The sequence below is a fragment of the Desulfatiglans anilini DSM 4660 genome (assembly GCF_000422285.1).
GTDB lineage: Bacteria > Desulfobacterota > DSM-4660 > Desulfatiglandales > Desulfatiglandaceae > Desulfatiglans > Desulfatiglans anilini.
In genome coordinates this window covers 48,196-74,651 of the sequence record NZ_AULM01000017.1, presented here as the reverse complement: position 1 = coordinate 74,651, position 26,456 = coordinate 48,196, and the positions used below count along the sequence as shown (strand labels likewise).

General features: G+C 55.7%; 24 protein-coding genes. 16 read left to right on the top strand and 8 right to left on the bottom strand.

Features of this window, described 5'->3' with window-relative positions:
* Both H567_RS0112855 and H567_RS0112850 read left to right on the top strand, forming a co-directional pair.
* Positions 1-275 (top strand): transposase (locus H567_RS0112855; RefSeq protein ID WP_028321709.1); only part of this gene is annotated, 275 nt, incomplete at its 5' end.
* 30 nt (positions 276-305) lie between these two features.
* The gene (locus tag H567_RS0112850) at positions 306-998 is read left to right on the top strand and encodes a hypothetical protein (RefSeq protein ID WP_153306179.1); all 693 of its coding nucleotides are present in this window, start codon (positions 306-308) and stop codon (positions 996-998) included.
* Between the two features lie 79 nt (positions 999-1,077).
* On the opposite strand, the gene H567_RS0112845 is transcribed toward H567_RS0112850, so the two are convergent.
* The 3 genes from H567_RS0112845 to H567_RS0112835 form a co-directional block, all read right to left on the bottom strand.
* Positions 1,078-2,061 (bottom strand): electron transfer flavoprotein subunit alpha/FixB family protein, encoded by a 984-nt coding sequence (locus H567_RS0112845; protein WP_028321707.1) that lies wholly within the window; start codon positions 2,059-2,061, stop codon positions 1,078-1,080.
* Between the two features lie 236 nt (positions 2,062-2,297).
* On the bottom strand, positions 2,298-3,092 hold the full coding sequence (locus H567_RS0112840) for an electron transfer flavoprotein subunit beta/FixA family protein (RefSeq protein WP_028321706.1): 795 nt from the start codon (positions 3,090-3,092) through the stop codon (positions 2,298-2,300).
* A gap of 73 nt (positions 3,093-3,165) precedes the next feature.
* Positions 3,166-3,774, bottom strand: coding sequence for a TetR/AcrR family transcriptional regulator (locus tag H567_RS0112835; protein ID WP_035254354.1), 609 nt, complete (start codon positions 3,772-3,774; stop codon positions 3,166-3,168).
* Between the two features lie 316 nt (positions 3,775-4,090).
* On the opposite strand from H567_RS0112835, the gene H567_RS0112830 reads away from it, so the two are divergent.
* From H567_RS0112830 to H567_RS0112785, 9 genes are all read left to right on the top strand, one after another.
* Positions 4,091-4,645, top strand: a complete 555-nt coding sequence (locus tag H567_RS0112830) for a response regulator (protein WP_028321704.1) — start codon at positions 4,091-4,093, stop codon at positions 4,643-4,645.
* A 185-nt stretch (positions 4,646-4,830) separates the two neighbouring features.
* A complete protein-coding gene (locus H567_RS0112825; protein ID WP_035254352.1) occupies positions 4,831-5,907 on the top strand; it encodes a TRAP transporter substrate-binding protein in 1,077 nt (358 codons plus the stop codon).
* Between the two features lie 59 nt (positions 5,908-5,966).
* Entirely contained in the window at positions 5,967-6,470 is a 504-nt protein-coding gene (locus H567_RS0112820; protein ID WP_028321702.1) for a TRAP transporter small permease, read from the top strand.
* 61 nt (positions 6,471-6,531) lie between these two features.
* A complete protein-coding gene (locus H567_RS0112815) occupies positions 6,532-7,827 on the top strand; it encodes a TRAP transporter large permease (RefSeq protein ID WP_028321701.1) in 1,296 nt (431 codons plus the stop codon).
* Positions 7,828-8,002: 175 nt separating this feature from the next.
* Positions 8,003-9,583, top strand: coding sequence for a class I adenylate-forming enzyme family protein (locus H567_RS0112810; RefSeq protein ID WP_028321700.1), 1,581 nt, complete (start codon positions 8,003-8,005; stop codon positions 9,581-9,583).
* 422 nt (positions 9,584-10,005) lie between these two features.
* Positions 10,006-10,830, top strand: coding sequence for an ABC transporter ATP-binding protein (locus tag H567_RS0112800; protein ID WP_208598377.1), 825 nt, complete (start codon positions 10,006-10,008; stop codon positions 10,828-10,830).
* 31 nt (positions 10,831-10,861) lie between these two features.
* Entirely contained in the window at positions 10,862-12,070 is a 1,209-nt protein-coding gene (locus H567_RS0112795) for an AMP-binding protein (RefSeq protein WP_028321698.1), read from the top strand.
* Between the two features lie 161 nt (positions 12,071-12,231).
* Positions 12,232-12,354: a hypothetical protein gene (locus tag H567_RS29850; RefSeq protein ID WP_279614989.1), complete on the top strand. Its 123-nt coding sequence runs from the start codon at positions 12,232-12,234 to the stop codon at positions 12,352-12,354.
* Positions 12,355-12,375: 21 nt separating this feature from the next.
* The gene (locus H567_RS0112785) at positions 12,376-13,479 is read left to right on the top strand and encodes a branched-chain amino acid ABC transporter permease (protein WP_028321697.1); all 1,104 of its coding nucleotides are present in this window, start codon (positions 12,376-12,378) and stop codon (positions 13,477-13,479) included.
* On the opposite strand, the gene H567_RS28580 is transcribed toward H567_RS0112785, so the two are convergent.
* Positions 13,466-13,894: a hypothetical protein gene (locus tag H567_RS28580; protein WP_153306178.1), complete on the bottom strand. Its 429-nt coding sequence runs from the start codon at positions 13,892-13,894 to the stop codon at positions 13,466-13,468. The genes H567_RS0112785 and H567_RS28580 overlap by 14 nt on opposite strands.
* A gap of 552 nt (positions 13,895-14,446) precedes the next feature.
* Here H567_RS28580 and H567_RS0112780 point away from each other — a divergent pair.
* Positions 14,447-18,247: a hypothetical protein gene (locus H567_RS0112780; RefSeq protein WP_153306177.1), complete on the top strand. Its 3,801-nt coding sequence runs from the start codon at positions 14,447-14,449 to the stop codon at positions 18,245-18,247.
* 269 nt (positions 18,248-18,516) lie between these two features.
* Here the strand turns inward: H567_RS0112780 and H567_RS0112775 are convergent, their stop codons facing one another.
* From H567_RS0112775 to H567_RS24770, 4 genes are read right to left on the bottom strand one after another with little or no spacing between them, the layout of a single operon-like run.
* Entirely contained in the window at positions 18,517-20,058 is a 1,542-nt protein-coding gene (locus tag H567_RS0112775) for a hydrogenase iron-sulfur subunit (RefSeq protein WP_084517259.1), read from the bottom strand.
* Positions 20,055-21,077, bottom strand: coding sequence for an FAD-dependent oxidoreductase (locus H567_RS24780; protein ID WP_084517257.1), 1,023 nt, complete (start codon positions 21,075-21,077; stop codon positions 20,055-20,057). Before H567_RS24780 ends, H567_RS0112775 begins: the two co-directional genes overlap by 4 nt.
* Positions 21,061-21,948, bottom strand: a complete 888-nt coding sequence (locus tag H567_RS24775; RefSeq protein WP_035254344.1) for a CoB--CoM heterodisulfide reductase iron-sulfur subunit B family protein — start codon at positions 21,946-21,948, stop codon at positions 21,061-21,063. Before H567_RS24775 ends, H567_RS24780 begins: the two co-directional genes overlap by 17 nt.
* Complete coding sequence (locus tag H567_RS24770) at positions 21,945-22,424, bottom strand: 4Fe-4S dicluster domain-containing protein (protein WP_051184803.1); 480 nt, start codon at positions 22,422-22,424, stop codon at positions 21,945-21,947. Before H567_RS24770 ends, H567_RS24775 begins: the two co-directional genes overlap by 4 nt.
* A gap of 65 nt (positions 22,425-22,489) precedes the next feature.
* Here H567_RS24770 and H567_RS28575 point away from each other — a divergent pair, with 65 nt between their 5' ends.
* The 4 genes from H567_RS28575 (at position 22,490) to glmM (ending at position 26,453) form a co-directional block, all read left to right on the top strand.
* Positions 22,490-22,630, top strand: a complete 141-nt coding sequence (locus H567_RS28575) for a hypothetical protein (RefSeq protein ID WP_153306176.1) — start codon at positions 22,490-22,492, stop codon at positions 22,628-22,630.
* Between the two features lie 288 nt (positions 22,631-22,918).
* Positions 22,919-23,818, top strand: coding sequence for an RNase adapter RapZ (rapZ, locus tag H567_RS0112750; RefSeq protein WP_028321694.1), 900 nt, complete (start codon positions 22,919-22,921; stop codon positions 23,816-23,818).
* 20 nt (positions 23,819-23,838) lie between these two features.
* Positions 23,839-25,110 carry a hypothetical protein gene (locus H567_RS0112745; protein WP_028321693.1) on the top strand — a complete coding sequence of 424 codons (1,272 nt, stop codon included), beginning with the start codon at positions 23,839-23,841 and terminating at the stop codon, positions 25,108-25,110.
* Entirely contained in the window at positions 25,107-26,453 is a 1,347-nt protein-coding gene (glmM, locus tag H567_RS0112740) for a phosphoglucosamine mutase (RefSeq protein ID WP_028321692.1), read from the top strand. The genes H567_RS0112745 and glmM overlap by 4 nt, the downstream gene beginning before the upstream one ends.
* The last annotated feature ends 3 nt before the right edge of the window (positions 26,454-26,456 follow it).

Below are 26,456 nucleotides of genomic sequence, written 5' to 3'. Positions count from 1 at the left end.
CCGATAAAGCCTATGATGGCAAACCCGCATTGAAGACCATCGTTGCCCACGGTTATATTCCCCACGTGAAAACACGGGGGGAGGAGCGCCAGGAAAAAAAGCGCAATCCCGCATGGAAAGCCAGAAGATGGGTGGTTGAAGTGAGTCATTCATGGTTCAATCGCTTCCGTAAAATCCTGGTTCGCTATGAGAAGCTCAGCGATACCTATATGGCTTTGCTGCATATGGCTGCTGCTATCATCGCCTACCGAAAAGTGGGCGTTATTTACGGATAAGATCTAAGAGTTCTCACCGGTTGAACGGCCATGGATATCTCCTCTGACCACAACGAAACAGGACTGCGAGGCATTGTGACCGCACGAAAGTGCTCTCATTGCGGCCACCACGAAATTGGACTGGTCACCCTACAAGGTGTCTTTCACCCGCTTCTTCCCGGAATGCTGGTTCAATTACTCGAACCGGCAGCCCCCAAGCCTACTGTGCCCGAACCTCAACCACGCCATGAGCCCCCGCGCGCGGAGGCCTCCCTAAATACCCCCGACACGGAGGTCCAAAAAAGGCCCTGGGCGCCTGAACCTGTCCTGAACATTGCCTCACTGCGGTTGAAATACGGTGTTTTTCTTCCCGAGCAGGATGAAGGGTCGCCCCTGGATGGCCCGCGATATATTGCCGCTTACATCGAAAAGATCACTGCTCTCGCCGCCAAAGAAGAACATCCGTGGACTGCCGTTTTACTCGATCAATACTTGAAAGCGGCCTATCTCGCCTACGATGATCCAAGGCAGACAGCCCAAGCCCTTTGGAGTCAAATCGAGGAAATCCGGCGCCCCGCCGAGCAGGTCGCTGACTGGCTGCAGAACCCTGACGAGACCACAAGGAAGTCCTTGCTCGGAGTCACCGCCCCCGAAAGAGATGCCATTGCGCAGCCCGTCTCGATTGTCGATTTCGCCGCCGAATTAGAGTCGCTCACGCTGGAGCGCTTTCTGGAATCGTTATAAGGAATCGACCCATGAACAAAAAAAACCGCGGCCGGGTGGCATCCCCACCCGGCCGCGGTTTTTTTTGGCATCCTAAGGGCTATATCATCTTCTTGATTTCTTCCGTCAAAGCCGGAACCACGTCGAAGAGGTCGCCGACGACCCCGTAATCAGCCTTTTGGAAGATGGGTGCATCGGGATCCTTGTTGATCGCGACGATCACCTTGGATGTCCCCATACCTGCAAGGTGCTGGATTGCGCCCGAAATGCCGCAGGCAATGTAGAGATTGGGCGAAACGACCTTGCCAGTCTGACCGACCTGATCGGTGTGCGACCTCCATCCTGCATCCACCGCGGAGCGCGACGCACCGACACTGGCGCCGATCACCTGGGCGAGTTCTTCCAGAATCGCGTAGTTTTCGGGGCCCTTCATCCCGCGACCTCCGGAAACGATCTTGTCCGCTTCCGTCAGATCTATCTTGCCGCTTGCATCCTTGATGGCCTCGACGACCTTGGTTTTCAGCTCTCCATCGTCGAGTTGGAATTGGGCATCGACCACCTCGGCCGTCCTCGAAGCATCCGGTTCGTTGACGCTCATGACATTCGGACGGGCCGTTGCCATCTGCGGCCAGCTCTGTTCGAATGTCACCTGGGCATAGGCCTTGCCGGCATAAATAGGCCGGGTTGCAACCAGGTTGCCGTCCTCCACGGCAAAGGCGGTGCAATCCTGGGCAACCGCGACATCCAGCCGTGCAGCCACTCTGGAAGACAGATCCTTCCCCTGTACGGAGGCGCCCATCAAAAGCATTGCGGGCTCTTCCGCCTTCACCAGCTGGGCGACAACCGCGGTGTAAGCGTCAGTGGTATACGTTTCGAGTCTTTGATCCTCCGCCACCAGAACCTTGTCCGCTCCATACTGAGCCAGAGCCGCCGCCTTGTCCTTGATCCCGTTGCCAAGAAGAACCACGGTCAGAGATTGACCCAGCGCATCCGCCAGGCGCCGCCCTTCACTGACGACCTCATAGGTGATCTTCCGGATCTCTCCTTCACGCTGTTCAGCGACTGTCCATACTCCCTGTGCCATTTTATATCTCCTCCAAAATCTGGATTTCCTATCCTGCTGTATTTTCGTTGCCGATCACAGCCGTCTACCCGGCAACTCCCCCCGCACGGTATGCTCCCTTTGGGCAAATCCTTACTTAGACGCTGCATGCCGAACCGAAACCGCCTCTCTCTACCCCTCGGCCACAAAAACCGGGGACATCCATCGGCTCCGAAGGAACAAAGAGATGAGTCTCCGCCTCGGTTTCAAGCGCAACACTAAATTACCTTGGCCTCGTCGCGCAAAAGCTTCGCCAAAGCGGCAGCCTTCTCGGCCGGGGTTTCGCCCTCAACGATTTTGCCCGCTTTTCTCTCGGGCGGCGGGGTCAACTTCACGATTTTCAGTTTTCTGGCGCTTTCGCCAAATCCAGCCGGATCCAATCCCAAGTCGGCCAGGGATTTCTCTGCAAGCGGCTTCTTCTTGGCCTTCATGATACCAGGCAGAGATGCATATCGGGGCTCGTTCAACCCTTTCTGAGTCGTAATCAACGCTGGAAACGGCGTCTCAACCACGAGCGTCTGCCCTTCCACCGGCCTGTGCACCTTGGCGCTCTTCCCATCCTCGGCAACCTCCACCTTCACGGCCAACGCCACGTGCGGAATGCCCAGGAACTCGGCCAAAAAGGCGCCCACCACTCCCAAGTCTTCGTCGACAGCGCGCTGCCCGGCGAAAATCAGGTCATGAGGCATATCTTTGATGGCGGCGGCCAAGGCCTTGGCAACCCCCAGTGAATCGCTCCCCTGCAATGCATCGTCGACAACCAGAACGCCTTTGTCGGCGCCCATCGCCAGGGCGGTGCGGATGCTCTCGGTCACCCGCTTGGGTCCAAGCCCGACGACCGTGACCTCTCCGCCGAACTTCTCCTTGAGTTTCAAAGCCTCCTCGACCCCGAACTCGTCGTAGGGGTTCATCACCCATTTGATGTCGTCGGTCACGATCCCTTTCCCATCCGCTGCGATCTTGATCTGCGTCTCGGTATCAGGCACCTGTTTCAAGCATACAATAATGTTCACATTGTCCTCCTTTCGCCCGGAAAGCCCGGGTTACTGAATTTACGGCCCGCCCTCACGGCCCACGGCCCGTTTGTTACTCCTTGATTCCACACAAAAAAAACTCGCTGATCTGCTCGGCCGCCGTTTTAATATCATATTGTTTACGACTTGACAATACCCAGAATCGTGACATTTCATCCAGGGCGCCAAAAAACGCTCTCTTTGCGACCGTGGGAATCACATCCTTTCGAAATGCACCGGACTGCTGCCCTTCTTTGATGATATCCTCGATCAGATCAAGGTACTGGGAGAACTTCTCGTTCTTATACTCCTTCATGAACTTCCCGCTCTGCCGCAGTTCGACCTGGATAATCTCCGCCATATCCTTGTTTTCCTCGATCAGACGCAAATGGGTCACGGCGAAACATCGCAGCTTCCCGATGGGGTCCTTCTCCAGCGCCAGATGACTGACCATGTTGTCGATGACCCCCTTCATCTGCTCCTCGAAAAGGCTGATAAGGATATCGTCCTTGTTCTCGAAATAAATGTAGATGGTGCCGTCAGCGACACCGGCCTCCCGTGCAATCTCAGCTATCTTGGCCTGAAAAAAGCCCTTCCTGGCGAAGATCTTCGTCGCTGCCCGGATGATGCGCTGGTACTTTTCTCTGTTTTTTTTACGAAGATTCTGATTAATATGACTCATGGTAATCCCGCCCTCTATGAATGATTATTCATTCATAGAAACCGATTCATTTCTGCTTGTCAAGCATTTTGAACCGCCTTATCCGGCGACCGGCCCGACCCGCCGCCCAACACGCCGGGGAAACCTTTTTCCGCGTCTCCATTCCGAATGCGCTTGACACTAAAATCCGGGTTTTCTATAGTTGGTCATGGTGAATATCGGTATACAGTATTCGCTTCCTCTTCAAATACTACAAATGAATGATATTCAGCGGGTTTCCATGTTCCAGACCGTTTAAAACATCATCTTTGCCAAGACCCGGGGGAGGGTATTCAAGATGGCGCAAAAGTCCTACCTTGATGGCATTTCGATCCTAGCAGTCGATGACGAAGAGGATGTTCTGGATACCATTGTAGAAGCGTTGGAGATGTCAAAGGTCGACACGGCCGCCGATTACGAAACTGCGCTTCAGAAGATCCGGAACAGGCATTACGACCTTGCCATCCTTGACATCATGGGGGTCAACGGTCTCGAGCTTCTTGAGAAAACCGTGGAAAAAGGCATTCCTACCGTCATGCTCACCGCCCATGCGATCAGCGCCGATACGCTCATGGCTTCTATACGCAAAGGCGCAATTTCTTATCTTCCCAAAGAAAAATTATCCGAACTCGAACATATACTCGACGACCTGCTCACCGCGCTCGCTGCGGGTAAACCCACCTGGCAGGTCCTTTTCGACAAGCTGGGTGGTTATTTCGACGATAAATTCGGCCCTGACTGGAAGGCAAAAGACAAGGAATTCTGGTCGGAATTCAGCCGAACCTATCATATCAGCAAAGGCATTCAGAGCAGATTGAAACACGACAAGCGGATACTCTCGAAAGGCATCTGAGACTGTCCGACCTGACTCCACAAATCATGCTTACGGGCTGTCTCGCCCGCTTCGGGACCAGGGTTCAACCCCTCCGAACGGGAGACAACCGGGTTGAATTTCGTCTTGATCCGGCTCTTCGCGAGTGCGTGAGTATCCCGGTCTTTTGAATCAACCTTTAACTGTAGAAAGGAGTAAGCGTGCTTATGAAGAAGCTAGGGTTGTCGGTACTGGTCGGTCTGATTGGGGTGGTCCTTCTGGTCGGGGGAGCCTGGGCGCAGGCACCGTCCCTGGATGCCTGGAAACCCAAATTCGACCCGTCTACTGCGAAATACAAATGCATCGTTTCAAACGTCTCCCATCCGGTTCTGAAAGGCGTCTACACGGGCTTTGCTTTCCGGGATGCCTTGTGGGAACGCTCCGGCGGACAAATTTACATTGATTTCAAACCCTTTTCCATGCTTGGCGGAGAAGTCGAGGTGCTCAACCAACTGCAGATGGGCGCCATTCAGGGGATGGGCGTGAGTTCGGTGGCCTCCACCAACCTCGGGCCCCGCTTTGGCCTCATCAACCTGCCTTTCCTCGTCGACTCCTTCGACAAATTGGATAAATTCGTCAGCAGCGGCAAGCTGTTCGACCATTTCATGATGGCCATGGACCACCAAGGGATCATGGGCCTCGACATCACCGGCTACGGCAACTATGGGTGGGCCACGACAGTCCCCGTGCGCACCATCGCAGATGCCAAGCAGGTGAAGTTCCGGATCGCCGAAGCCGCGGTCAACAAAATGCTTTATGGCGCCTGGGGCTTCAACCCGGTGGTCATGCCTTGGCCGGATGTCCCCGTCGCACTGAAACAGGGGGTTATCACCGGTCTGGATCACACCCCTTCCGTGTGCAACATCACCAAGAAATTCGAGGTGGCAAAGTATTTTACTCAAGTCAACTACGCTCAAGGCCTTTTTATCTGGATCTTCAACAAAGCGTGGTTCAACACCCTGCCGGCCGACCTGCAGCAGACTTTCAAGGATACCCTGCGTGAAGTCGCCGTAAAAGTCCGCGAAGAAACGGTGCAGCAGGAAGTGGATCAAATCGCTGACGCAAAGTCCAAGGGCATCGAGTTCTTCCAGCTTTCGGCGGAAGAAGCCGCCATGCTGAAGAAGCAGGGGAACGTCGTCCACGAAAATTACAGAGCCGAGATCAACAAACTGTACCCCGGCGATACCTACAAATCTGACAACTACCTCAAAGAAGTCCAGGATTACATCGGTTATACGGAATAATCGCATTCGAGGGGAGAAGCGCTTCACTGTTTCTCCCCTTTTTCATGTGAGAGGCCTGCATGTTTTCAAAAATTCTTGGTGTCGTCGACAAGATCCTCAGCTTCATCGAGGACTGGGTTCTGTTTTTTGCGACCATGGCCGCGCTGATCTCCCTGTTCTTCGCCGTGATTCTGCGCTACGGTTTCAACTACTCGCTCGCATGGTCCGAGGAGCTCGTCAGGGAGGTCATTATCGTCACCACGTTTATCGGCTGCAGCGCCGCTATCAAGGCACGCTCCATGATCAAGATCGACGCCTTGGTCCAGCTCGTTCCCAAGCTCAAAACCCCCTTGACCTTTTTCAGCAATTTGGTTGCCATGGTATTCGCCATCATGATGATCTACTACGGCTGGCACATGGCCGCCCTCCAGGTCGCCACCCAGCAGAAGACCATTATCTTGGAGATTCCGCTTGTATATTTGTATGCTGTCTTGCCTACTATGGGCGTGATGATGGTTTTCAGACTCATTCAGGTCATGTACGAAGACGTTCAGGAATTGCGCAAACCGGCGGAAAGCGTCTAACAAACCGCTAGCCTGGGTTCCCTATTGCGCCGAACTCTTTTGATCGGAGACAAGCAAGACTATGGAGCTGAGCCACCTCATCGTTATGCTGATCCTCGTCGGGAGCATGGCTTCCCTCGTTCCCGTCTTCATGTGCCTTTTTTTCACTGCCGTCCTGGGATTCGCACTTTATACCGATCTGCCGCTGCTCCTTCTGGCTCAAAGCCTCTTTCGCAGCATGGACAACTTCGCGCTGGTGGTGGTGCTATACTTCATCCTCTGCGGCAACATTATGACGGCCGGGTCCATCGTCGACAAGCTTATCAAAGTGGCCAACGTCATGGTGAGCTGGCTCCCGGGGGGCCTCGGGATGGCCGGCGTCATCGCCTGCGGCCTATTCGGTGCCATTTCGGGTTCGACCGTGGCGACCGTGGTCGCCCTGGGCGGTTTCATGATCCCCGCCCTCATTGAAAACGGCTACCAGGAGAAGTACACCCTCGGCCTCATGACCACCTCCCCCAACCTCGGCGTGATCATCCCCCCGAGCATCGGGATGATCCTTTACTGCATGATCAGCAACGTTTCGCTGGAAGGCCTGTTCATGACCGGGTTTCTGCCGGGGGTCCTGATTATTTTCGGTGTCTGCCTATATTCTTATTTGTTCTACCGTAAACGGACCGATTTCGTCCGGATGCCGGTGCCCAATGCCAAACAGGTTCTGGCTGTCGTCAAGGAAAGCTTCTGGTCCCTAATGCTCCCGGTCATCATCTTCGGGGGGATCTTCTCGGGTGCCTTTACAGCCAACGAGGCCGCCGTCGTGGCGTGCGTCTATGCCTTCATCGTCGAAATCTTCATCCACAAGTCCATGAAGTTGAGCGCCGTCAAACGGATCACGATCAATTCAGCCGTAACCTCCGCGACACTGCTGATCATCGTTGCCGGAGCCACCTGTTTCGGGCGCTATCTTACGCTCGAAGGCATTCCCGGCAAACTGACCGAGGCAGTCTTGTCCAGCATCCAGTCCCCCTGGGTCTTCCTGCTGGCCATGAATATCCTGCTGCTCTTCATCGGCATGTTCATGGACATCATCTCCGCGACCATGATCCTGGGGCCGGTCTTTCTGCCGATGCTCGGTGCCTTCGGCATCGATCCCCTGCACTTCGGACTCATCCTGACCGTCAATCTGGCCATCGGTTACTGTACGCCGCCCATGGGGGTCAGTCTGTATATCACCGGGGCAATCGCCAATCGCGATCTGATATATGTATCGCGTGCCGTCATGCCTTTTATCGCGATTCAGATCGCCGTGCTTTTACTCATGACCTATTTGCCGGACGCCGTGCTCTGGTTGCCTCGAGTCTTCGGCTTCGCCCAGTAGGAAAGAGAATGTTGTGGGAGCGGTGCCCCCCATAACGGAACAACGTCTTTTTCGGGGCTGATTCTTCTGCCCGTAATCATCATTTGTCTGTCGCCCGGCGGTGCTGAGACCGCCGGGCCTCTTTCCAGAAATCCCAAGCCGGAAAGAAACATCGTCTCGAGGAGGAATAACGTTCATGAATTACGCAAGATACGCTACGTTGCATGCACGCCACCTGCCCAACAAGGTCTGCCTGATCGAAAGAACCCCTTCGAAGGGGGAGCGCAGAACGCTCACCTGGAAAGAATTCAACGACCAGATCAACCGCGTCGCCAACTACCTTTCCAGAGAGCTGGGCATCAAAGACGGCGATTACGTCATGCACCTCCAGAACAACAGCCTTGAATGGCTGGTCACCTACTACGGCATCATCAAGCTCGGTGCCGTTGCCGTCCCCTTGAATTTTCGTTTCGTCGGCTCCGATATTCTTTACGCCGCCAACGTTTGCAACCCCAAGGTCTTCATTTTCGGGTCCGAGTTTCTCCCGGTCGTTCAACCCGTGCAGGAACAACTGACAACGATCGAACGCTATATCTGCGTCGGCGACTCCGTCCCCTCCGATATGATCGATTACCGGACCATCGCCGCTTATGAGGACACGAGCGAGGCGTTGACCCCCGTCGCCCCCGAGCACGCCCTGGCCATGATGTTTACATCCGGAACTACGGGCAAGCCCAAGCCGGTGCTCCACACCCACTTTTCGCTCAACAGCACGGCCATCGGCAACGGAATGAGCTACTTCGTCGAGAAAAACGACAACTACGTCTTTTTCCTGCCGCTCTACCACAGCGGCACCATGTTTCTTTGGGGCCCCTTTTACGCGACCGGCGCCACCGGGACCATTCTGCGCGAATTTCGCGAACCTAAATGGATCATCGAGGCCCTTGCCGAAGAAAAGGGAACCGACATTCTCTTTGTGGTGCCAATCGCCGTCGCGATCCTGAACGCCATCCGGAAAGGGGACTTGCGCCTGGAAGACTACGATCTTTCGCATTGGCGGTACCTCGAGATCGGGGCCCAGCCCGTACCTTTCGAGGTGATGAAGAACATGGTGGAGACCCTGCCCGCCAAGGTATCGAACATTTACGGAATCACTGAAGGCGGCGGAGGCGGCACTTTCAACCTTTATCCTGAGGATGTCCTCCGAAAGCCCGGCTCCATCGGCAAACCCACCTTCGGCGTCGAAGGCAAGGCCGTCGACTTCGAAGGCAAGGAGGTGCCCCCCGGAGAAGTCGGCGAACTGGTCTTCTCAACCCCCAGGATGATGGCGGGATACTTCAACAATCCCGAGATGACCGCCGATACCATCAAAGACGGCTGGCTTTACACCGGTGACCTGGTCAAGCTGGACGAAGAGGGGTTTTTCTACATCGTCGACCGCAAGAAAGACATGATCACGAGCGGTGGGGAGAACATCTTCCCGGTGGAGATCGAAGATGCCCTGATGGAACACCCCAAGATCGATGATGTAGCCTGCATCGGTTACCCCGACGAAAGACTGGTCGAGGTCGTCATGGCCATTGTTCAGCTCAAGAGTGGTGAGCAAATGACCGAACAGGAGGTCATCGACTTCGCCAAGACCAAACTGGCGCTTTATAAAGTCCCCAGAAAGATTCTTTTCGACAATGTGATGAGGAATCCTACCGGGAAGTTGATGAAGCCGCAGATGCGCGAGAAATACACCGGCAGACGGGAGGCATTCCGTAAGCTCGATTAACGGAATGCTATGAACCATTTTGAAAAAGGGCGGGTTTTGAAATCCGCCCTTTTTCATTTTCTCATACCTTTTTCTTTCCCTTTTTTGTCTTTGCGCCAGGGCTTTCATGAGAATTTTACAGATTGACTCTCGAAGACCAACCAAAAGGGAATGGTTGCCGGAGGCGGCGCTCACACCGTTTCCCGGGATGATTATTCTTGACAGAGAACATCGGATTCACTAGTTTCCGTCCAGAAATAGGTTTTGCCTCTGACTTTCAATCCCTGGAATTTTACAAAGCGCCGATGGTATACGGCGGGTCTCGGAGCGTTTCTGATGCTGCATGCGGACCTGTTGAACGTTCCTCCATCACGGAGACGCGCCAAACCTCCTACAGGCTGCGATGACAGACCGGTCTTGCGATGCGCGCCCTTAAAGGAAATTTGAGTATTTACACGATGGGCCCTGCCGCTCGCAAAGAAGCGGATCTCGAGCTTTTAAACGTCACCCTGCGCTTTGGAGGGATTACAGCGCTGCAGCGGGTTGTCTTTTCACTCAAGCAAGGAGAACTCGTCGGCTTGATCGGACCGAACGGCGCGGGAAAAACCTCCCTCGTCAACTGCTTGACAGGTTTTTCCCGCCCTCAGGAAGGTCGAATCCTTTTCAACGGCCAGGATCTTCATCACTTGCCCCCCCATAAAATTGCAGAAATGGGGATTGCCAGGACGTTCCAGGAAACCCGGCTTCACTCAAGAAACAGCGTACTCTGCAGTATCCTGAGCGCACGCCATATCTATGGCCGATATCTGCTGCGGCAGGCCTTCTTCTTCGCAAAATCGGTCAAAAGGGAAGAGGCCTATCATTTGAGGATCGTCGAAGAACTCTTGGATTTTCTCGGTCTTCAGGCCTACAGGAAAACAGCCGTCCGGGATCTTCCGACCTTCCTCAAAAAGCGCATCGAACTGGCCAGAGCTTTGGCCATGCAGCCCAAGCTTCTTGTCCTGGACGAACCTTTCTCAGGCCTCTTTCCCTCCGAAAAGGATTTCATAGGGCATGTACTCCGTGATCTGAACCACATCTGGGGCCAAACCATTCTTCTGGTCGAAAATGATATGAACAGGGTGTTTGAACTTGCCGAGAGAGTAGTCGTCCTGGACTTCGGTGCCAAGCTCGCCGAAGGGGCGCCGGAATTCATTCAGAATCATCCCCGCGTGCTCGATTCCTATTTTGGCCGCTCCGAACCGCTTTCCGCACATTTTCCTGCTTAAACTTCCCATCATTGCAGGACGGAGTTGCAGATTGAATCCGGTATCTGACATCGAAAACCTTGCCGTACTGACCCGATTTACCCTGCCACAGATCCTTTGGCGGCAGGCCGAAGACCATATCGATGGCCATCCCGCCATCAAGGAAATGCGTCTGGGTCACTGGGAAACCCATTCCAGGCGCCAATATCTGCACTACACCAGAAAAATTGCCCTCGGATTTATCGCTCTTGGGGTGCGGCGCGGAGAAAAGATAGCGATCCTCCTGAGCAACCAGTCGGAATGGCTGTTCTGCACCCTTGCGGCCCAAGCCCTCGGCTGCACAAGTGTCTCTTTGCCGAGCGGCCCCTTGTCAGCCGCCACACTGGAATGTTTGAGAAGGACTCACGCTTCTCTGCTTGTTGCATCAGGATATGGCGAAATCGATCATTTGCTGCTTTATCGAAAGGATCTCCCCTCTTTGAAAAGGGTGATCTATGTCGATCCAAGCCTGACGCACCCTTACTGGGACAATCCTTGGCTGATTGGGCTGGCTGAGGTCATCGAGATAGGTGGAGAAATCGATACCGCCCAGCCTGATCTTTTTATCAAAGAATTGTGGGCGGGAAACCCGGACGATCAGGCCAGCCTGATTTTGAGGGATTCGGCGAATTTAGTTGCGCCCCTGGTCCCTATGACGCATCGAGGCCTGATTGTTCCTGCCGCAACCTGGCTGAAGGCCTTTCCGTGGCTTTCAGGGGCGAACTGGGCGTCTTTCGAACCTGCGCCATCTCCTGTCGAGCAATTCTGGTCTCTTGCGGTCGCCACCTGCGCGGGAATGGTGATCCACTTTCCTGAAACACCTGAAACACTCGCCGAAGACCTTGGTTTGATCCGCCCCGATGTTGTCGTGGCGAGATGCACCTTCTGGCAGGAATTCGCCGCACAGATCCGACTCGCCGTAGAAGGCGGCACACCCGTGTTGAAAAGGCTTCATGCGCTCAATCTTTCGCTCAACGCCGGCGACCCCGAGGCCGCTTCCTTCGGCCGGACCTCACGCCTGAAAACGGTCCTGCGCTGGACCCTTCGCCACCTGCTCTGCGGACCGCTGAAGGCGCGGATCGGCCTTGCAGCCTGTCGAGCCGCCTACACACACGGCTCCCCTTTGAAAAGACAAACACTGGACTTTTTGAGGGCCTATGGCATACCCTTACAAGAGATGCGAGCGCATCCGCTCGAAGACAGATTCGGAATGCCCTGTTAGTTTCCGCTCGGAAATGATCTTTTTTGCCATTCCCGGCGTCAAACGGTGCTTTTCCTTATACGGCGACCCAAAGACCGTTTCCGCACGAAGAGACACCCATTAGATCCATGCGGAAATGATGTCCCGGTAGGACCGAGCCTCCAATCCGGAAATGAGGATTTTTGGCCAATATCAAGGAAATCAAGCGTTTGTGCGGAGGCGACCTACAGGTCGCCGCACAAACAAACGTGCAGATTGACGCCGAGATTGGCCAAAAAGACCATTTCCGGATGGAAACTCATTAATTCTTCAGGCTGATACACAACATGCCCTATCGAAAGGCAGAAAAAGACAGCGGTTCGGATTTAGCCCTCGTTTCTCGGATCATTCATCCGATTCGGCGCTCCTCGACAACCCTGCATTTTCTGCTGCCTCTCGGCCTGATCAGCTTTGCCCTCGTCCTATGGGCGCCTGAAAACGGACTGTCTCTTTTGACTAGAATTTCCATCTATGCGCTTGCGGCTCAAGGACTCAATTTCCTGATCGGATTTTCTGCACAGGTTTCTTTTTGCCAGGGTGCCTTATTTGGTACGGGCGCCGTTGCCACGATGTTTTTCCTGGAAAAGCTCGCCATGCCTTTCTGGCTTGCCGTGCCTGCCGGCGGAACAAGCGCTGCCGCTTTGAGTTTCCTGTTCTTCGCGTGGCCTTCGGCTCGTCTTAAACCCTTTCATCTTGCCGCGGTGACCCTCCTGGCGCAACTTCTCATCACGTATGGATTGGCCCTTCTTCCAAAACACGACCCTCTCTGGAATCAAACGGTCTTACTTTTGGTGCCTGCTTCAGCGTCGTTCAAGCCTCACGCTCAACCAACCCTGATGATCGTGGCGCTGCTCACGGCCATCCTGATCACCCTCCTGCTCCAGAATCTCCTTCACACGCGGTATGGGAGGGCGCTCAGGAGCCTGCGTGAAGACCGCCCTTCAACTGCGGCAGCCGGCATCCGGGAATGGCCTCTGACATGCCTGGGCTTTTCTGTCTGCGCTTTCTGCGCCGGCATGGCAGGCGGTCTTTTCTTTCTGCTTTATGGCCTGCCGACGGTGCACAGCTTCGGAGTCCCATTATCCCTTGTACTGATCCTCCTGGTGCTTTTCGGAGGCGTGGGGCGGCTGATCGGTCCCTTTTTCGGTGCATCCTTCCTGGTCCTTTTTTCTGAAGTACTCAGCTCTGCAAGCCATCGAATCTCCGGCACATTTAGCGCCCTTTGGTCCCATTTTCCGTTCCCCGTCTGGGAAACAGCCGCCATCCTGCTCATGATCATTTTTTGCATCCGGCAACCCAACGGGTTGGGAGCTGTCTGGGAGCGCTTCGTTTCCGCTTTGAAAACATGGCCTTTGCCTCCAAACTCCGACATCAAACTCAGGGCTGAATGAGATTTTTACAGCGTAAACAACCTTTTTGATTCTTTTCCAAAGGGTGCAAATGGATCCCAGTGAATCGCTCTCTACGGAACACCTCCTCGAAGAAAGCTCCTTCAAACCGATCCGCCCTGAAGAATACGCTTCTCTTGGCATCGACCCGGCAGACATCCTTCTGGGGACATTTCCGTCTCTCAAACATCCGTCCCAACTGCAAAGCCGTTTCGGCGGCAATGCCTATGGATTGGGCCTTTTCGAAATATACGACCGCCTCGACGATGATGATATAGAATTTCTTCAATCCATCGATCTCGACAACCCTGAAGACATTCGCAAAAACTTCAAGAGAATCAATCAAATCTACAAACGGATCGGCCTTCTGATCCGTTTTTCGAGTCTCGGGCGGCCCTATTATCTCATCCCTTTTCACATTCTATCGAACACCCTTGCGCATATCCGCTCGAGAGTCTATCAAATCGGCAGAATCATCGAGTATCACAGCAAAAAGAAATTTTTAAAAGAGCACAGCACGATCGGAATCATTGGACAACAGGATGACCTTGTCATCAATGAAATCAGTCTCACTTTTAAAGATCATGAATTTATCGTGATAGATTCGATTGATACGTTGATAAACCTCAACATAACCTTCGATCTTATCTTATTTACAAGTGATATTTACGAGATCATTCTGTTTGAAAAATTCAGCGCATTATCCCGCGAAATGCTGTCAAGGAGAAGGCTTGATCAATATGCGATTTATATATTAGCGCATGTGTATCGCTTGTTGAAAGACAATGGTGAAATTTTTATAATTGCAAAATATCACACTGAAAAAACCAATCGCAGCACCGAAGTGACTCTTAAAACGTTGAGAGAATTAAAAAAGTTTGCCCTATTTACGCATATTTTTAAGACGAAGAAGAGATACAAGTTCAACGGATCCAAAAGCCTTATTAATATCTCTGATTTTCAGAATTATTTGAGCGGCCTCTATATTGAACAAGAGGTTCTCGACCACCTCACCAAAGGAAAACCGATTGACGAAATATCGGTTGAGGAGATTGAAACCCTTCCCTATTTCGATTTTGAATTTGCAGAACCCGCCCTTCTTCGCAACCAGGCCAAAAACTGGGAGCGAACGGTCTCCATTTTCTTCGATAAAATCTTCCTGAAGCCGCTCGTCCCCGAGTATGTGGCCGAAGATTGGGCGGAGCGCTTTTCGTGCAAAGATTACGCACCGGATTATCTGATCAACTATTTGGGCCAGAAAAAAGTCATCGAGCCCGAGATCGCCAGAATCGTCGAAGAGGTCACGGAGTCCAGGCTGATCGGGTGCCAGACGGAATTGTTGGCCGACTACAGAGACTCCTTTGAATACGTGCTGCGGACTCTCAGGGTGCTCGAAAAACTCAAGAAAGGAAAATACAGAGGCAGTCCTCAAATTTACATCGACCGTCTTCGACAGCCCCTCGAGAACAAGGCCCGGCGTCATCCCGCCTTGAACGATGCCCTCAAATTGATTCAGAAGATCAACCGCCTCAAGAAAATACGCGAGTACCTGAATCCCGACGGCATTGAAGGCTCCCGCACCCGCGTTTTGAAAAACCTTCCCTATCTTCGTTTTTTCGGTTTTTCGCATCATGAGCTGCGGGAAATCGCCCTCATCGTATTGAGCCACAGCGCCATGGGACGCGTCATCTCGGGAAAAATGAACGAAAAGGCGCTGAAACCCCTGTCCGATCTGGCCAGGACCCTGGAACCCAAGCAGGCGGTCAACCTCCTCCGTTATTGCCGCCTGATGACCATGGCTGAAACAGAGGCGGCCCGCCAGTCTCCGATGCCTTCGGAGCAGCTTTTGGAGCTGTTCGAACTCTATGAATACACCGTTCGGATCGTGACCAACCGCGACCTTGACTGGGACCGTCTCCTCGATGAAAAGATCACCTCCATGGGGGGAATCAAGAGCAAGATCGTCCGCAAAAGCCTCAAAATGATGAATCATTTTGAATTTATGGAAAACTGGCAGGAACTCTGCCACAAAGGCCCCATGGAAAAGGAGGTCCTAGCTGACTACGATCCCAAAAGGATCCTCAGGATAGAGAACGCTATTCAGTTCGTCGAAACCCTGGGGGAATTCGAATCCGCTTATCTGAAATCGGACCCCATTCAGGCCCCCGAGTTTTACCGCAAGTTCTTCGGCATCGAGTTCCATGGAACCGGTCATCTTTCCCAGCGTATGGAGAGCCGCCTCGTATATATTCTCCTGTGGATCAGCGTGCATATCACCCGAAACGAAATTATCAACTTCAATCCCATCTTGGCGGACCTCGAAACAGCCGATGCCGAAAAACGGGTCAGGAGAGTTGAAAAAGAAGTGCGCACCATCAACACCCAATATCTCAGCCCGGCTTTCCTGCGCCAGTTCAGCCGACAGCTTTACCTCGCCAAAACATCCTTCGTCATCGGAACCGGCTTCCAATTCAGGGTCAATGAGCGTTTTCACTCCCTCGAGATCTCATACATCGACATCGAGCGGGACACCCGGCAGCTGCAGGTTCTCGCGGCACAGCTCGAGGGAAGCTACCTTTCGGACATTCCCCTCGAAGAGCTCGGGACCCTCGACGCCCTTTTTTCAAACATCGAAAGCTTTTGTCAAAGCCACCAGAGGATCACCGAACAGAACGAAACACAGGCCTTGCAGCTTCCTGCCCGGCAACGTCGCTGGTTCAGCCGGGCCGAAGAGCTGAAAGAGAATCTGCGCGCAAACTTTCTGAAAAACATCTTCAAGCCGGACGAGGTCTACACAAACCTGGATCTCCTTCACCAATACGCACCTCATCTGCTCGCTTTCGTTCTGCCGGAGCTGACCGCCCTCGAAAAAGCGGATCTGTCTGGTCATCTTTACCTGAAGTCGCCGATACTCCACTACATCATCGCCACCACCAAAAAACTTCAGGCCCTCTTTACACACCAGAAAGAGGCGTTCCATGACGTGTCCGTTCTGCACAAGCTCGCCAAAAAAGAGTTCGGACCGATGGCCACCGGCATTATCGGGACGAGCGAACCCCAGATCGAAGAACTGGAAAGAACGGTGGACCGTATCGGAGGCAATCGCCCTGTATTCAGGGCCCTCGTCAAGGCGTTCATCATGCAGGACATCGGGCGGATCCCCGAGCTGCGGGAGAAATACCATGGTCTGATCAATCCTGGGGATCTGGGGGACGCCGGCGCCTGCATCCTCTCCCATGAACCTCTGGATCAGCGTTATGGAATGGACACGGAGGAATTGAACGCCCTCATTTTCCTGGTAAGGCACCACAGCCTGCTGCACCACATCCTGCGGGGGGAGTTTTCCTTCCTGGCTATCCAGCATGTCCTCCAAGCCGGCGACCCGCTTATTTTCGATGCCTTTTTCGTGCTTTCCTTCATCATGCTCTCAGCCATCCGGGAAGATCTCCTTCTTGAAGACCTCGCTGACTGGATGTTCCGCACGCGAACCCTCTGCCATGAAATCCTGGACGGGAAAACCACTCTGTCCCAGGCTGTCGAGGAGCGTTTCGCTCTGCGCGGCGGGATCTTTTTCGCCCTCGAAGAGTATCAGCAGACCGGGCTGACGGAGGAAACAACCCCTTGGGATTATCTCGAATCGACCCGATGGGAAAAACTGCCGAAAACGAAACGCGTCTCCGCCGGCAAGATGATTTTCTCGGTCGAACGTATCCTGCGCCTGCGCGGCATCCGGTATGTGGAATTCATCGATATAGCCAATCTGGTCCTGAAAACACCTCTGGAGTATATTTACAAACGGCACAAATTCACCAGCATCGGTTACGCGACCTTCGAAAGAGAGGCCTTCGAAGCCCTGAGAATCTACAACACGCTCCAGACGCTCCCCGAATCGCTCCGCCATTTTCTGCTCAATCACCTCGTCGACGACGAAATCCGCATCTTCTGGTATGAACGCGTAAGCAACTTTTTGAGTTATGACAACCAGATCAAGCTCCTTGCACTGGTGCTCCTGGTCGCCAAACGCGCATTCGCCCAGAAAAAGCCGCTCTTCCTGAATTTTTATCCTGTCAGCCGGACAATCGACAAACGATACGAAGCCTTGAACGATTACCTCCACAGCATTACGATCGAAAAGATCTGGAACGACAGGCAGGAACTGGAACGGCTGCTGACCAGCAAGACCGACCTCATTTTGAGGAAGCAGGAGTTCCCCAATACCCTCTCCGTCGACTTCAGAGACCAGCTCGATATCGAAGAAAAGATCGTTTACATGCAAAGTATCGACAAAATAGATCAACTCAAAGACTACTTCCACTACAGCCTCAGATCGCTGAGGAGATATCCCTTTCAAACGGACGATTATGAGTTGAAGCTCGAAAGGTCTTATGAAAAGCGATTGACAGAAATCACGGACATGCTGGTGCATCAGGCGGACAGGCAAATGACCTTATGCCACGACTTTGGTGAAATGCACGCGATATTCCGTGATCTTGCAGACCGCTCGTGGGAAATCGGCCTTCTCGAAGAGCAGAAGCAACGGCTGAACGACTTCTATGAATTGAGGAAGGACAATCTGAGACGGGAAAAATTGACAGAGATCGAGAACATCCTCCTGACGATTCACAACCCTGAAGATCTGGTGGACTATTGGAATAGCATCAAATCATTCTTGAAAAAAAACAGGGACTTCATCGGCAAAGAATTCGAGTACCTGATCGCCCGTAAGTTCGATCAGGCACTCGAAAGCATACCCTCGCCCAACGAACCCTGAAACCTCCGATTCGTTATCTGGTCTCCATACGGAAATGATTTTGCGGTAGAACTCAGTTTCCATCCGGAAATGGTCTTTTTGGCCAATCTGTGCGTCAATCTGCACGTTTGCTTGTGCGGCGACCTGCAGGTCGCCTCGGCGAAAACGCTTGATTTCCTTGATATTATCCAAAAATCCTCATTTCCGGATTGGAAGCTATCTGGCACAGGTCTTTCCAGAATCTTCGGCGACCCGGCATCGACTCCCGAAAAATCGGCCACGGCTGCAGATCAGCGAAGTCCGTCGCGGAACGCGGTGATCTGCCGGGCCAACTCGACCTCGTCATTGGCCGCAGTCGAGATGTAGCCGATCCGCCCCGGGTCCGCGCCAATGGCCTTCAGGAGGACCTTGACGCTTTCCACCAGGTTCTTGGCAACGACCGTACCCGTCCCCGATCGACAGTTCCCATTGTGGCAAGCCAGAACCAGGACTCCATCCACCAGTCCGGGACGGGCGAGCAGCCGCAGGAGAGAGGTGGTCCGAATCGTCCCGGCACACTGGACCTCCACCCAAGCCAGCCCCTTTCTGATCTCCGCATCCGCTGGCGCAGCATTCAGCACCCGGCCGGCGGATTTCGTGCAGGCGATGGCGACGATCCGTTTCGAACCCTCCACATCAAGGGGTTTGAGGCTACTCAACGTCTTGAAAAAGGTTTCCTTCTCGTAGCCGACAAGTTCCAGCGCCTCGCCCGGGCAGGCGGCGGCACAAAGTCCGCAACGTTGGCAGGCAAGCGGCAGGAAATTCGGCCGGTCGGTAAAATGAATCGCGCCGTGGGGGCAGACCCGGAAACACGTCAAACAGAATGCGCAGAAATCCCGGTTGTATAGGATGGTGTCCGGATGGTCCTCCTCTTCGATCCAGCGGTAAAGCTCACGGATCTCGACCGTGGCAGCCGTGACGCCTTGTTCTGTATCCCATTGCGTCGACGGGGCGGCGCTCGAACCGACTGAAAGAACGCCCCGGCGGTTGGTCAGGCATGGCCGCCGCAGGACATTGTCGGCCTGCAGGAACCCTTGCTTGTCGCGCTCGATGCGCAGCACCCCCGCAAGACGCTCCAGCTCCGGAGAAGGGGCCTCGTCTTCGGCTGCGACCAGCATATCCGCCTCCAGAACCACGTCTTCGTCCAGAACCGTATCCCTGAAACGAATCCTGACCGCATCGTCTCCCGTCTCCACCTGAACGGCATCCGGCTTGACAACGAGCCCTCCGCCGTCCCTCAAACGACCATACAGGATTTCGAGACCGATCGAAGCAACCTTCACCTGGGAAGTCAAGACATAAACCGTGGCGTTGCACTCTTCCTGAACCCTGACGGCAAACCGCAGAAGCCGCTCGTGCGATGCCGCCGTCGACAACCCATCCAAACGGTCCAGGACAATCACCCTTCGAAGGGACGGATGCCCCTGTCGACCGAACAGCACGTCTTCGGCCTCGGTCATGGCCCGGATACGTTCACCGAAGGCCGCGCCGGCAGGCAGCACTCCCGGCTGACGGTTTGCATCCAGGGCCAGGATGATGGCCCCCGCGCGCCGCTCGAACCGCTTGCCCCCGGCCTTCAACCAGACGGCAAAATCCCCGACCTGCCCGATGACATCCGTCACCTGCGCCCCCAAAATCCATTCGACCCCGGACGGCATATCGGCCCGCTCCGCGTCGTCAGGCGCGGCAACCATGACAGGGATTCCATCCTGTGCGAGGGAACGGCTCATTTCCCATGCGGTCGGTCCGCCTCCTATAACCAAGACTGTCTTATCGTATTCTCCCAACTTCATTTCCGACCCTCCAGAAAACCCGCCACGTCCCTCACCGCAGCCCGCGCATGGGCGATGCTGTCGACGATACTCATGGGGCCTGCAGCACTACCGGCGACGAATACGCCGCTGTCAGGATCCGACCGCAGAAATCCTTCAGCCCCCACCGGTGCGTTCAACCATTCGCAGAAGCGATCCTGATCCGGAGAGGGCGCCATGCCCACGGACAGCACCAGCAAGTCGAACGACAGCTCTTCGACGGCATCCCCCGTTTCGACCAGGACTCCCACCCTATCCCCTTCGAGGCTGAAGTAATCGCCCGGGATCTCCCGAACAAAGCGGATCTCCCCGCCCAACCCGGGCCAGACGTCGGGGAAATCCTTCCCATAGGTCTGGATATCCATATAAAAACAGGTCAGGTCCGTCTCGGGCAGACGGTTCTTGATCTGCCTGGCCATCCGCAGCGCGTAGCCGCAGCAGACCTGGGAACAGTAGGGATGTCCCAGCCTGGCGTTCCGGCTTCCCACGCACTGCACAAAGGCCATCTGCCGCGGAACCGCCCCGTCGCTCGGCCGAAGCACCCTGCCGGTAACCTTGAGCATCGCCTCGAGCTCATGCCCGGTCATGATGTTCGGAACACGCCCATATCCCAGGTTGGTCCGGGAGCGGGGATCGAAGGGGGTGAAACCGTGGCACAAAACGACAGCCCTGAAAGGCTGCTCGACCAAACCATCCGGGGTTTCCAGAGCAGCGAGGTGCCCGCTTCCCGACGGCGTGATCCTCTCGATCGCGGCGTTCACCAGCGTCTTGATCCGGGCCTCCGACGCATGCTCCTTCAAGGCCAGGTCGACCAGGCATGCGCCGCACCTCTGACACTCCCCTTCGACCGCCTTGCAGACATAGGCGGCTGCATGCCCCCCCAACCGATCTTCCTTTTCGATCAGCCAGGGGCGCCAGCCCTCCTTTGCCAGCCCCAGCGCCACGGTGAGCCCGGCGATCCCTCCACCAATCACCAAAACATCTTCACTCGTCCTGTCCAAGGATCTCCCCCGTCAGCTGCTTCGTCTTGACCACATTCATATTGAGCCCCAATTCCTTGCGGTCCACCCCCATGGCAAGGCCCATGATCTGAGGAAGGAAAAGGACCGGGATCTGGTATCGCGTCTCAAATTTGTTCTCGATGCTCTTCTGGTTGTCGTCGTACATGACACTGCAAAAGGGACAAACAACGCACAGGGTCTTCGCCCCGGCTGCTTTGACATGATCGAGTTTTCCTTTTGCCATGCCAAGGGCCGTATCTTCATCAGCCACGAGGACCGCGCCGCCGCAGCAGTCCTTCTCACCCGCATAGGCCACCGGCCGCGCACCGATCGCCTCCAGGATCCGTTCGATCGATTTCGGGGCCTCGGGATCATCCCAGCCGGGATAGATCTCCGAAGGCTTGAGGTAATGGCACCCATAATGAATCGCCACTGGAAGACCTTTCAGGTCCACGGTGATACTCTCTCTGATCCGGTCGAGCCCCACGTCTTCAATGAGCACCCGGGCAAAATGCCTGACTCGCGCCGTCCCGCTGCAACTGCGGCCGATCCCTGCCAGATGCCGGTTGGCCTCTGCGAGATGCCCCGCGTCGTGAGCCAGGCGGTGCGCTTCCTCCGACAACATCGAGGTGCAGGCGCTGCAGAGGGTGCAGATGTCCATCCCTGCGGCCTCCGCCAGTGCCAAATTTCGGGCCGCAAGCAAACCCGCCGCCGCTTGGTCCGTCGCCTTCATCGGAAATCCGCAACACCCGAAATCCGCAATATCGACGATCTCCAATCCAAGCCGCTTCGCAACCGCTCGCGCCGACATCTCATAATTGCGGGAGCGGGCGGGTATGGTGCAGCCCAGGAAGAATGCATATCGGTTCATTTTTCCCTCGTTTCCAGCAGACGGGCCACTTCCTCGATCTCGGACGGCAGAGGTGGAAGCCCGGCCTTTTCACGTTTCTTATGGTCAAAATCATCCAGAGGATACAGTCGGCCATGACGTCGAATCAAATCGGCCTGCATCGCCACACCCGAGGGAGAAAACCCCTCTCTTACGGCGATGTTGCGCACAGCCGTCATCAGGTCGGTAATTTTCACACCCTGCGGACACCGCTCCTGACAGGTGTAACAGCTCGAACAAAGCCAGATGAAATCACTCGCCAGAACCCTGTCCTTCAAGCCTAAGAGGATCATGCGAATGATCTTGCGTGGATTGTAGGCGCTGTTCACCCGCCGCACCGGGCATCCGGCGCTGCAGGTGCCGCAGGCATAGCAGGATCGAATAGCCTCGCCGCCGGGCTCCGCGGCAACCATTTCTGCAAAATCGTCAAACACCTCATCCGGGTTGATCTGGGACACGTGAACCTCCTGTCTGCTCTCCAACGGACTGAATTCAACCTGGTTTCCATCCGGAAATGGTCTTTTTGGCCAATCTCGGCGTCAATCTGCCCGTTTGCTTGTGCGGCGACCTGCAGGTCGCCTCCGCACAGGCACCTGATTTCCTCGATACCGCCCAAACCGGGACCCCCTGCGAAGCGGTGGGACTGCTCACCGAAAGGGTGTGAAGACACCGGCTCCCCGCAGGGGGCGGGCTTGCTCACACGGCTACACAACCGGCGAGTGCAAGAGTCCTTGCATCTACAAGGCCAAATTTTTATTATATCCATGAATTTTGGTGCCACAAGCAAAAAGCGGTATACATTCCGGAGGACCGTGAGCAGGAAACCATCCATTCTCGGCGCCCGGATGGACGATCAAGGTCGCCCGGAAAGGGTTTTTACCCTCTCGGGAACCTGGGCCGTGCCTGGCCATGATGTGTGGCCGTTGGTCAAACGCCCTGAAGGGATACGTTCATGAAGAAATTCCATCTACTCATCATTTCCGGTCTATCAGGCTCCGGCAAGAGCACGGCGATCCACGCCCTGGAGGATGCGGGCTTTTTCTGCGTGGACAACATGCCCGTCCTCCTTCTGCCAAGGTTCCTGGAATTGCGCTCCGGCAGTGGCTCTGAAATACAGAAACTCGCTTTCGGGATGGACTTGCGTGAAGAGGATTTCCTCCAGCATTACCAGGATGTATTCGCTTCCTTGAGGCAAGAGGGCTACCGGCTGCACATCCTTTTTCTGGAGGCCGCCGAGGAGGTCCTCATCCAGCGCTACAGCCAGACGCGGCGTCAGCACCCCATCGGCCACCGCAAAGGATTGAGAGAGAGCATCCGCTTCGAGCGTAAACAGCTGGAAGGTCTCAAACAGATCGCCGACCAGGTGATCGACACGTCGGCCATGACCGTTCATCAGTTGAAGGAATGGATCCTGAACCACACCTCCCGCCACATTCGGTCAGGAAGCATGCGGATCAACGTGCTGTCCTTCGGCTTCAAGTACGGCGTCCCGGCCGAGGCCGACATCGTGCTTGACGTGCGCTTCATCCCCAACCCCTATTTCATCCCCGAACTTCAGCCCCTCAGCGGAACAGACCCCCCGGTGCAGCAGTTCGTTCTCAAGTGGCCGGAGACCATCGCCTTCCTCGACCGCGTGTTCGGACTCCTGGACTTTCTCCTCCCGCATTATCAGAAAGAGGGAAAGGCCTACCTGACCCTGGCCTTCGGCTGCACCGGCGGCCGGCACCGTTCCGTGACCGCGGCCGAAAAGGTTTTCGATCATTTGCAGGACCCCGGCCGTGAGATCATCCTGACACACCGGGACCTGAACCTCGTCTCGAAGGAACGGGAAACTCAGAACCAAAAGGCGTAAGCCTGTCCCGAGGAGGCGTCATGCAAGCATCCATCGATCACCCTGTCGCAATCCTGGAGCGCAAGGGCGTCCGAATCCCGTGCCCATCCACCGTCGAGATAGGGCCCGAGGTCCGCCTCGACCGCATATCCGGCGAAGGGGTCACTTTCCATGCCGGGTGCCGCATCTTCGGCTCCAAGACGCTCATCCTACCCCGGGTCGAGCTCGGCTACGAAGCCCCCGCCACGGTCAAAGACTGCCAAGTGGGTGCCGACGTCCAGCTGAAAGGAGGCTATTTCGAGGGCTCCTGCTTTCTCTCAGGCGCCTCCGCCGGGTCGGGGGCCCAGATACGATCCGGGTGCCTGCTGGAGGAGAAGTCCCGCGCGGCCCATTGCGTGGGCCTGAAGCAGACGATCCTCTTGCCTTTCGTCACGCTGGGCAGCCTGATCAATTTCTGCGACTGCCTCATGGCCGGCGGCACGGACGAAAAGAACCACAGCGAGATTGGAAGCAGCTATATCCACTTCAACTACACCCCGAACCAGGACAAAGCCACCGCCTCCCTGATCGGCGATGTGCCCCGCGGCGTGATGTTGAATCAGCCGCCGATCTTCCTCGGCGGGCAGGGCGGGATGGTCGGCCCCATGACGGTCGCCTACGGCACGGTAGCCGCCGCCGGAAATATCCTTCGAAAGGACGTGCTGGAAGAAAATACGTTGATCCTCGGGCAGAAACCGGTCCCAAGGCACATCGCGCACCATCCCGGGCTTTACTCCCAGCTTAAGCGGATCGTCCATCTGAACCTGGTATACCTCGGAAACCTTGCCGCCCTCCGGCAGTGGTACCAGGTCGTCCGCTCGCGGTTCATCGCCATCGGATCTATGGATTCCACCCTTCACGACGCCGCCGTCGAAACCATCACGCTTGCCATCGGGGAACGGATCAAGCGCCTCGGCGAGGTCGCGCAGAGGCTCCCCCGGTCCATGGACCTGATCGAGAAGGCCGGCGGCGGGAAAGCACCGCCGAAGGCGTGGCATCAGCAGCGCGAGTTCCATGAACGGTGGTCAGAGATTTCGGGGACTTTCGATCAGACCCTCCAGTATGCGGGAAGCCCTGCTCTGCTGGATGCCTTCCTGAACGGACTCGAAAAAACCGCCGGTCCACGCGGCAGGGATTACCTGGACACCATCCGCGGACTCGACCAGGCCTCGAGCGGTCAGGGGAGCCTGTGGCTTCAGGATATCGTCGATCACCCTGTCGAGGCCGCCATGCAGATGCTCCCCGTCACCTTCGGTAAAGAGGTTTCATCATGAAAAGATGGTTCGGCACGGACGGAATCCGCGGCATCGCCAACGAGCATCCCGTCACCGTCGACATGGGCGTTCATCTCGGCCGCACCCTGATCTCCATCTGCCGGAAGCACGGTCAGCCTCCGGCCATCGTGATCGGCCGCGACACCCGGCAATCCGGGGACATGCTCGAACAGGCCCTCGCGGCCGGAATCCTTTCTGCGGGGGGAGACGCGTATGCAACCGGGGTTCTGCCGACACCCGGCATCGCCTACTTCGCACGGCGCCTGAAAGCGGGTTTCGGCGTCGTCATCTCCGCCTCCCACAACCCCTATTCTTACAATGGCTTCAAGATCTTCTCATCCGAGGGGCTCAAACTCTCCGATCCCGAGGAGGCCGAAATCGAGGAGTTGCTGGCGGGCCCGCCGCAGCAGTCGTCAAAGGAAACTGCGGCGCCCGGCCGGTATCGCCGAGTCCCGCGCGCCCAGAACCGCTACGGGCGTTTTCTTGAATCCTCTCTCGCCGGGGGCCCCCGCCTGCAGCATCTGTCGGTTGTCATCGACTGCGCCAACGGAGCGGCCTCCTCCGTGGCGCCGGCCCTCTTCAAACGGATTACGGGCCGGGTTCATGTCCTCTTTGACGCTCCCGACGGCACCAATATCAATCAGGGATGCGGATCCCAGCATCCCGAGGCGCTCTGCAGGGCCGTCATCGAACGCGGAGCCGATGCGGGGCTTGCCTTCGACGGAGATGCCGACCGGCTGATCGCCGTGGACGAAAACGGCCTCGTCCTGAGCGGGGATCAAACCCTGGCGGTTTGCGCGGAGATGCTTCAGAGGCAGGGCATGTTGGCAGGCAACGCCGTGGTCAGCACCATCATGAGCAACTGCGGACTGCGACCGGCCCTGGAAGCGATGGGCATCCGGCACATCACCACCTCCGTCGGGGACCGGCATGTCCTGGCCGCCATGATCGCCGAAGGGGCGGTTCTGGGGGGCGAAGACTCCGGACACATGATCTTCCTCGACCACCACTCGACCGGCGACGGCATCCTTTCAGGTCTGCAGGTGCTCAAGGCCATGACCTTGCTTGGAGCTCCCCTGTCTTTGCTGGCCAAGCGGATGCGCATCTTCCCTCAGATCCTCCTGAACATTCCCGTCAAACAAAAGCCGGATCTGAAATCGGTGGCGCCCCTGCAGGACGTGGTGGCTGAAGTGGAAAGAACGCTCAACGGAAAAGGACGAGTGCTCGTGCGCTACTCGGGGACGGAACCTCTGTGCCGGGTGATGGTGGAGGGCGAGGACGAAAAGTCGGTCGAGGACTACGCCCACCGCATCGCACAGATCGTACAGGCGTTGCTCGGCTGACCC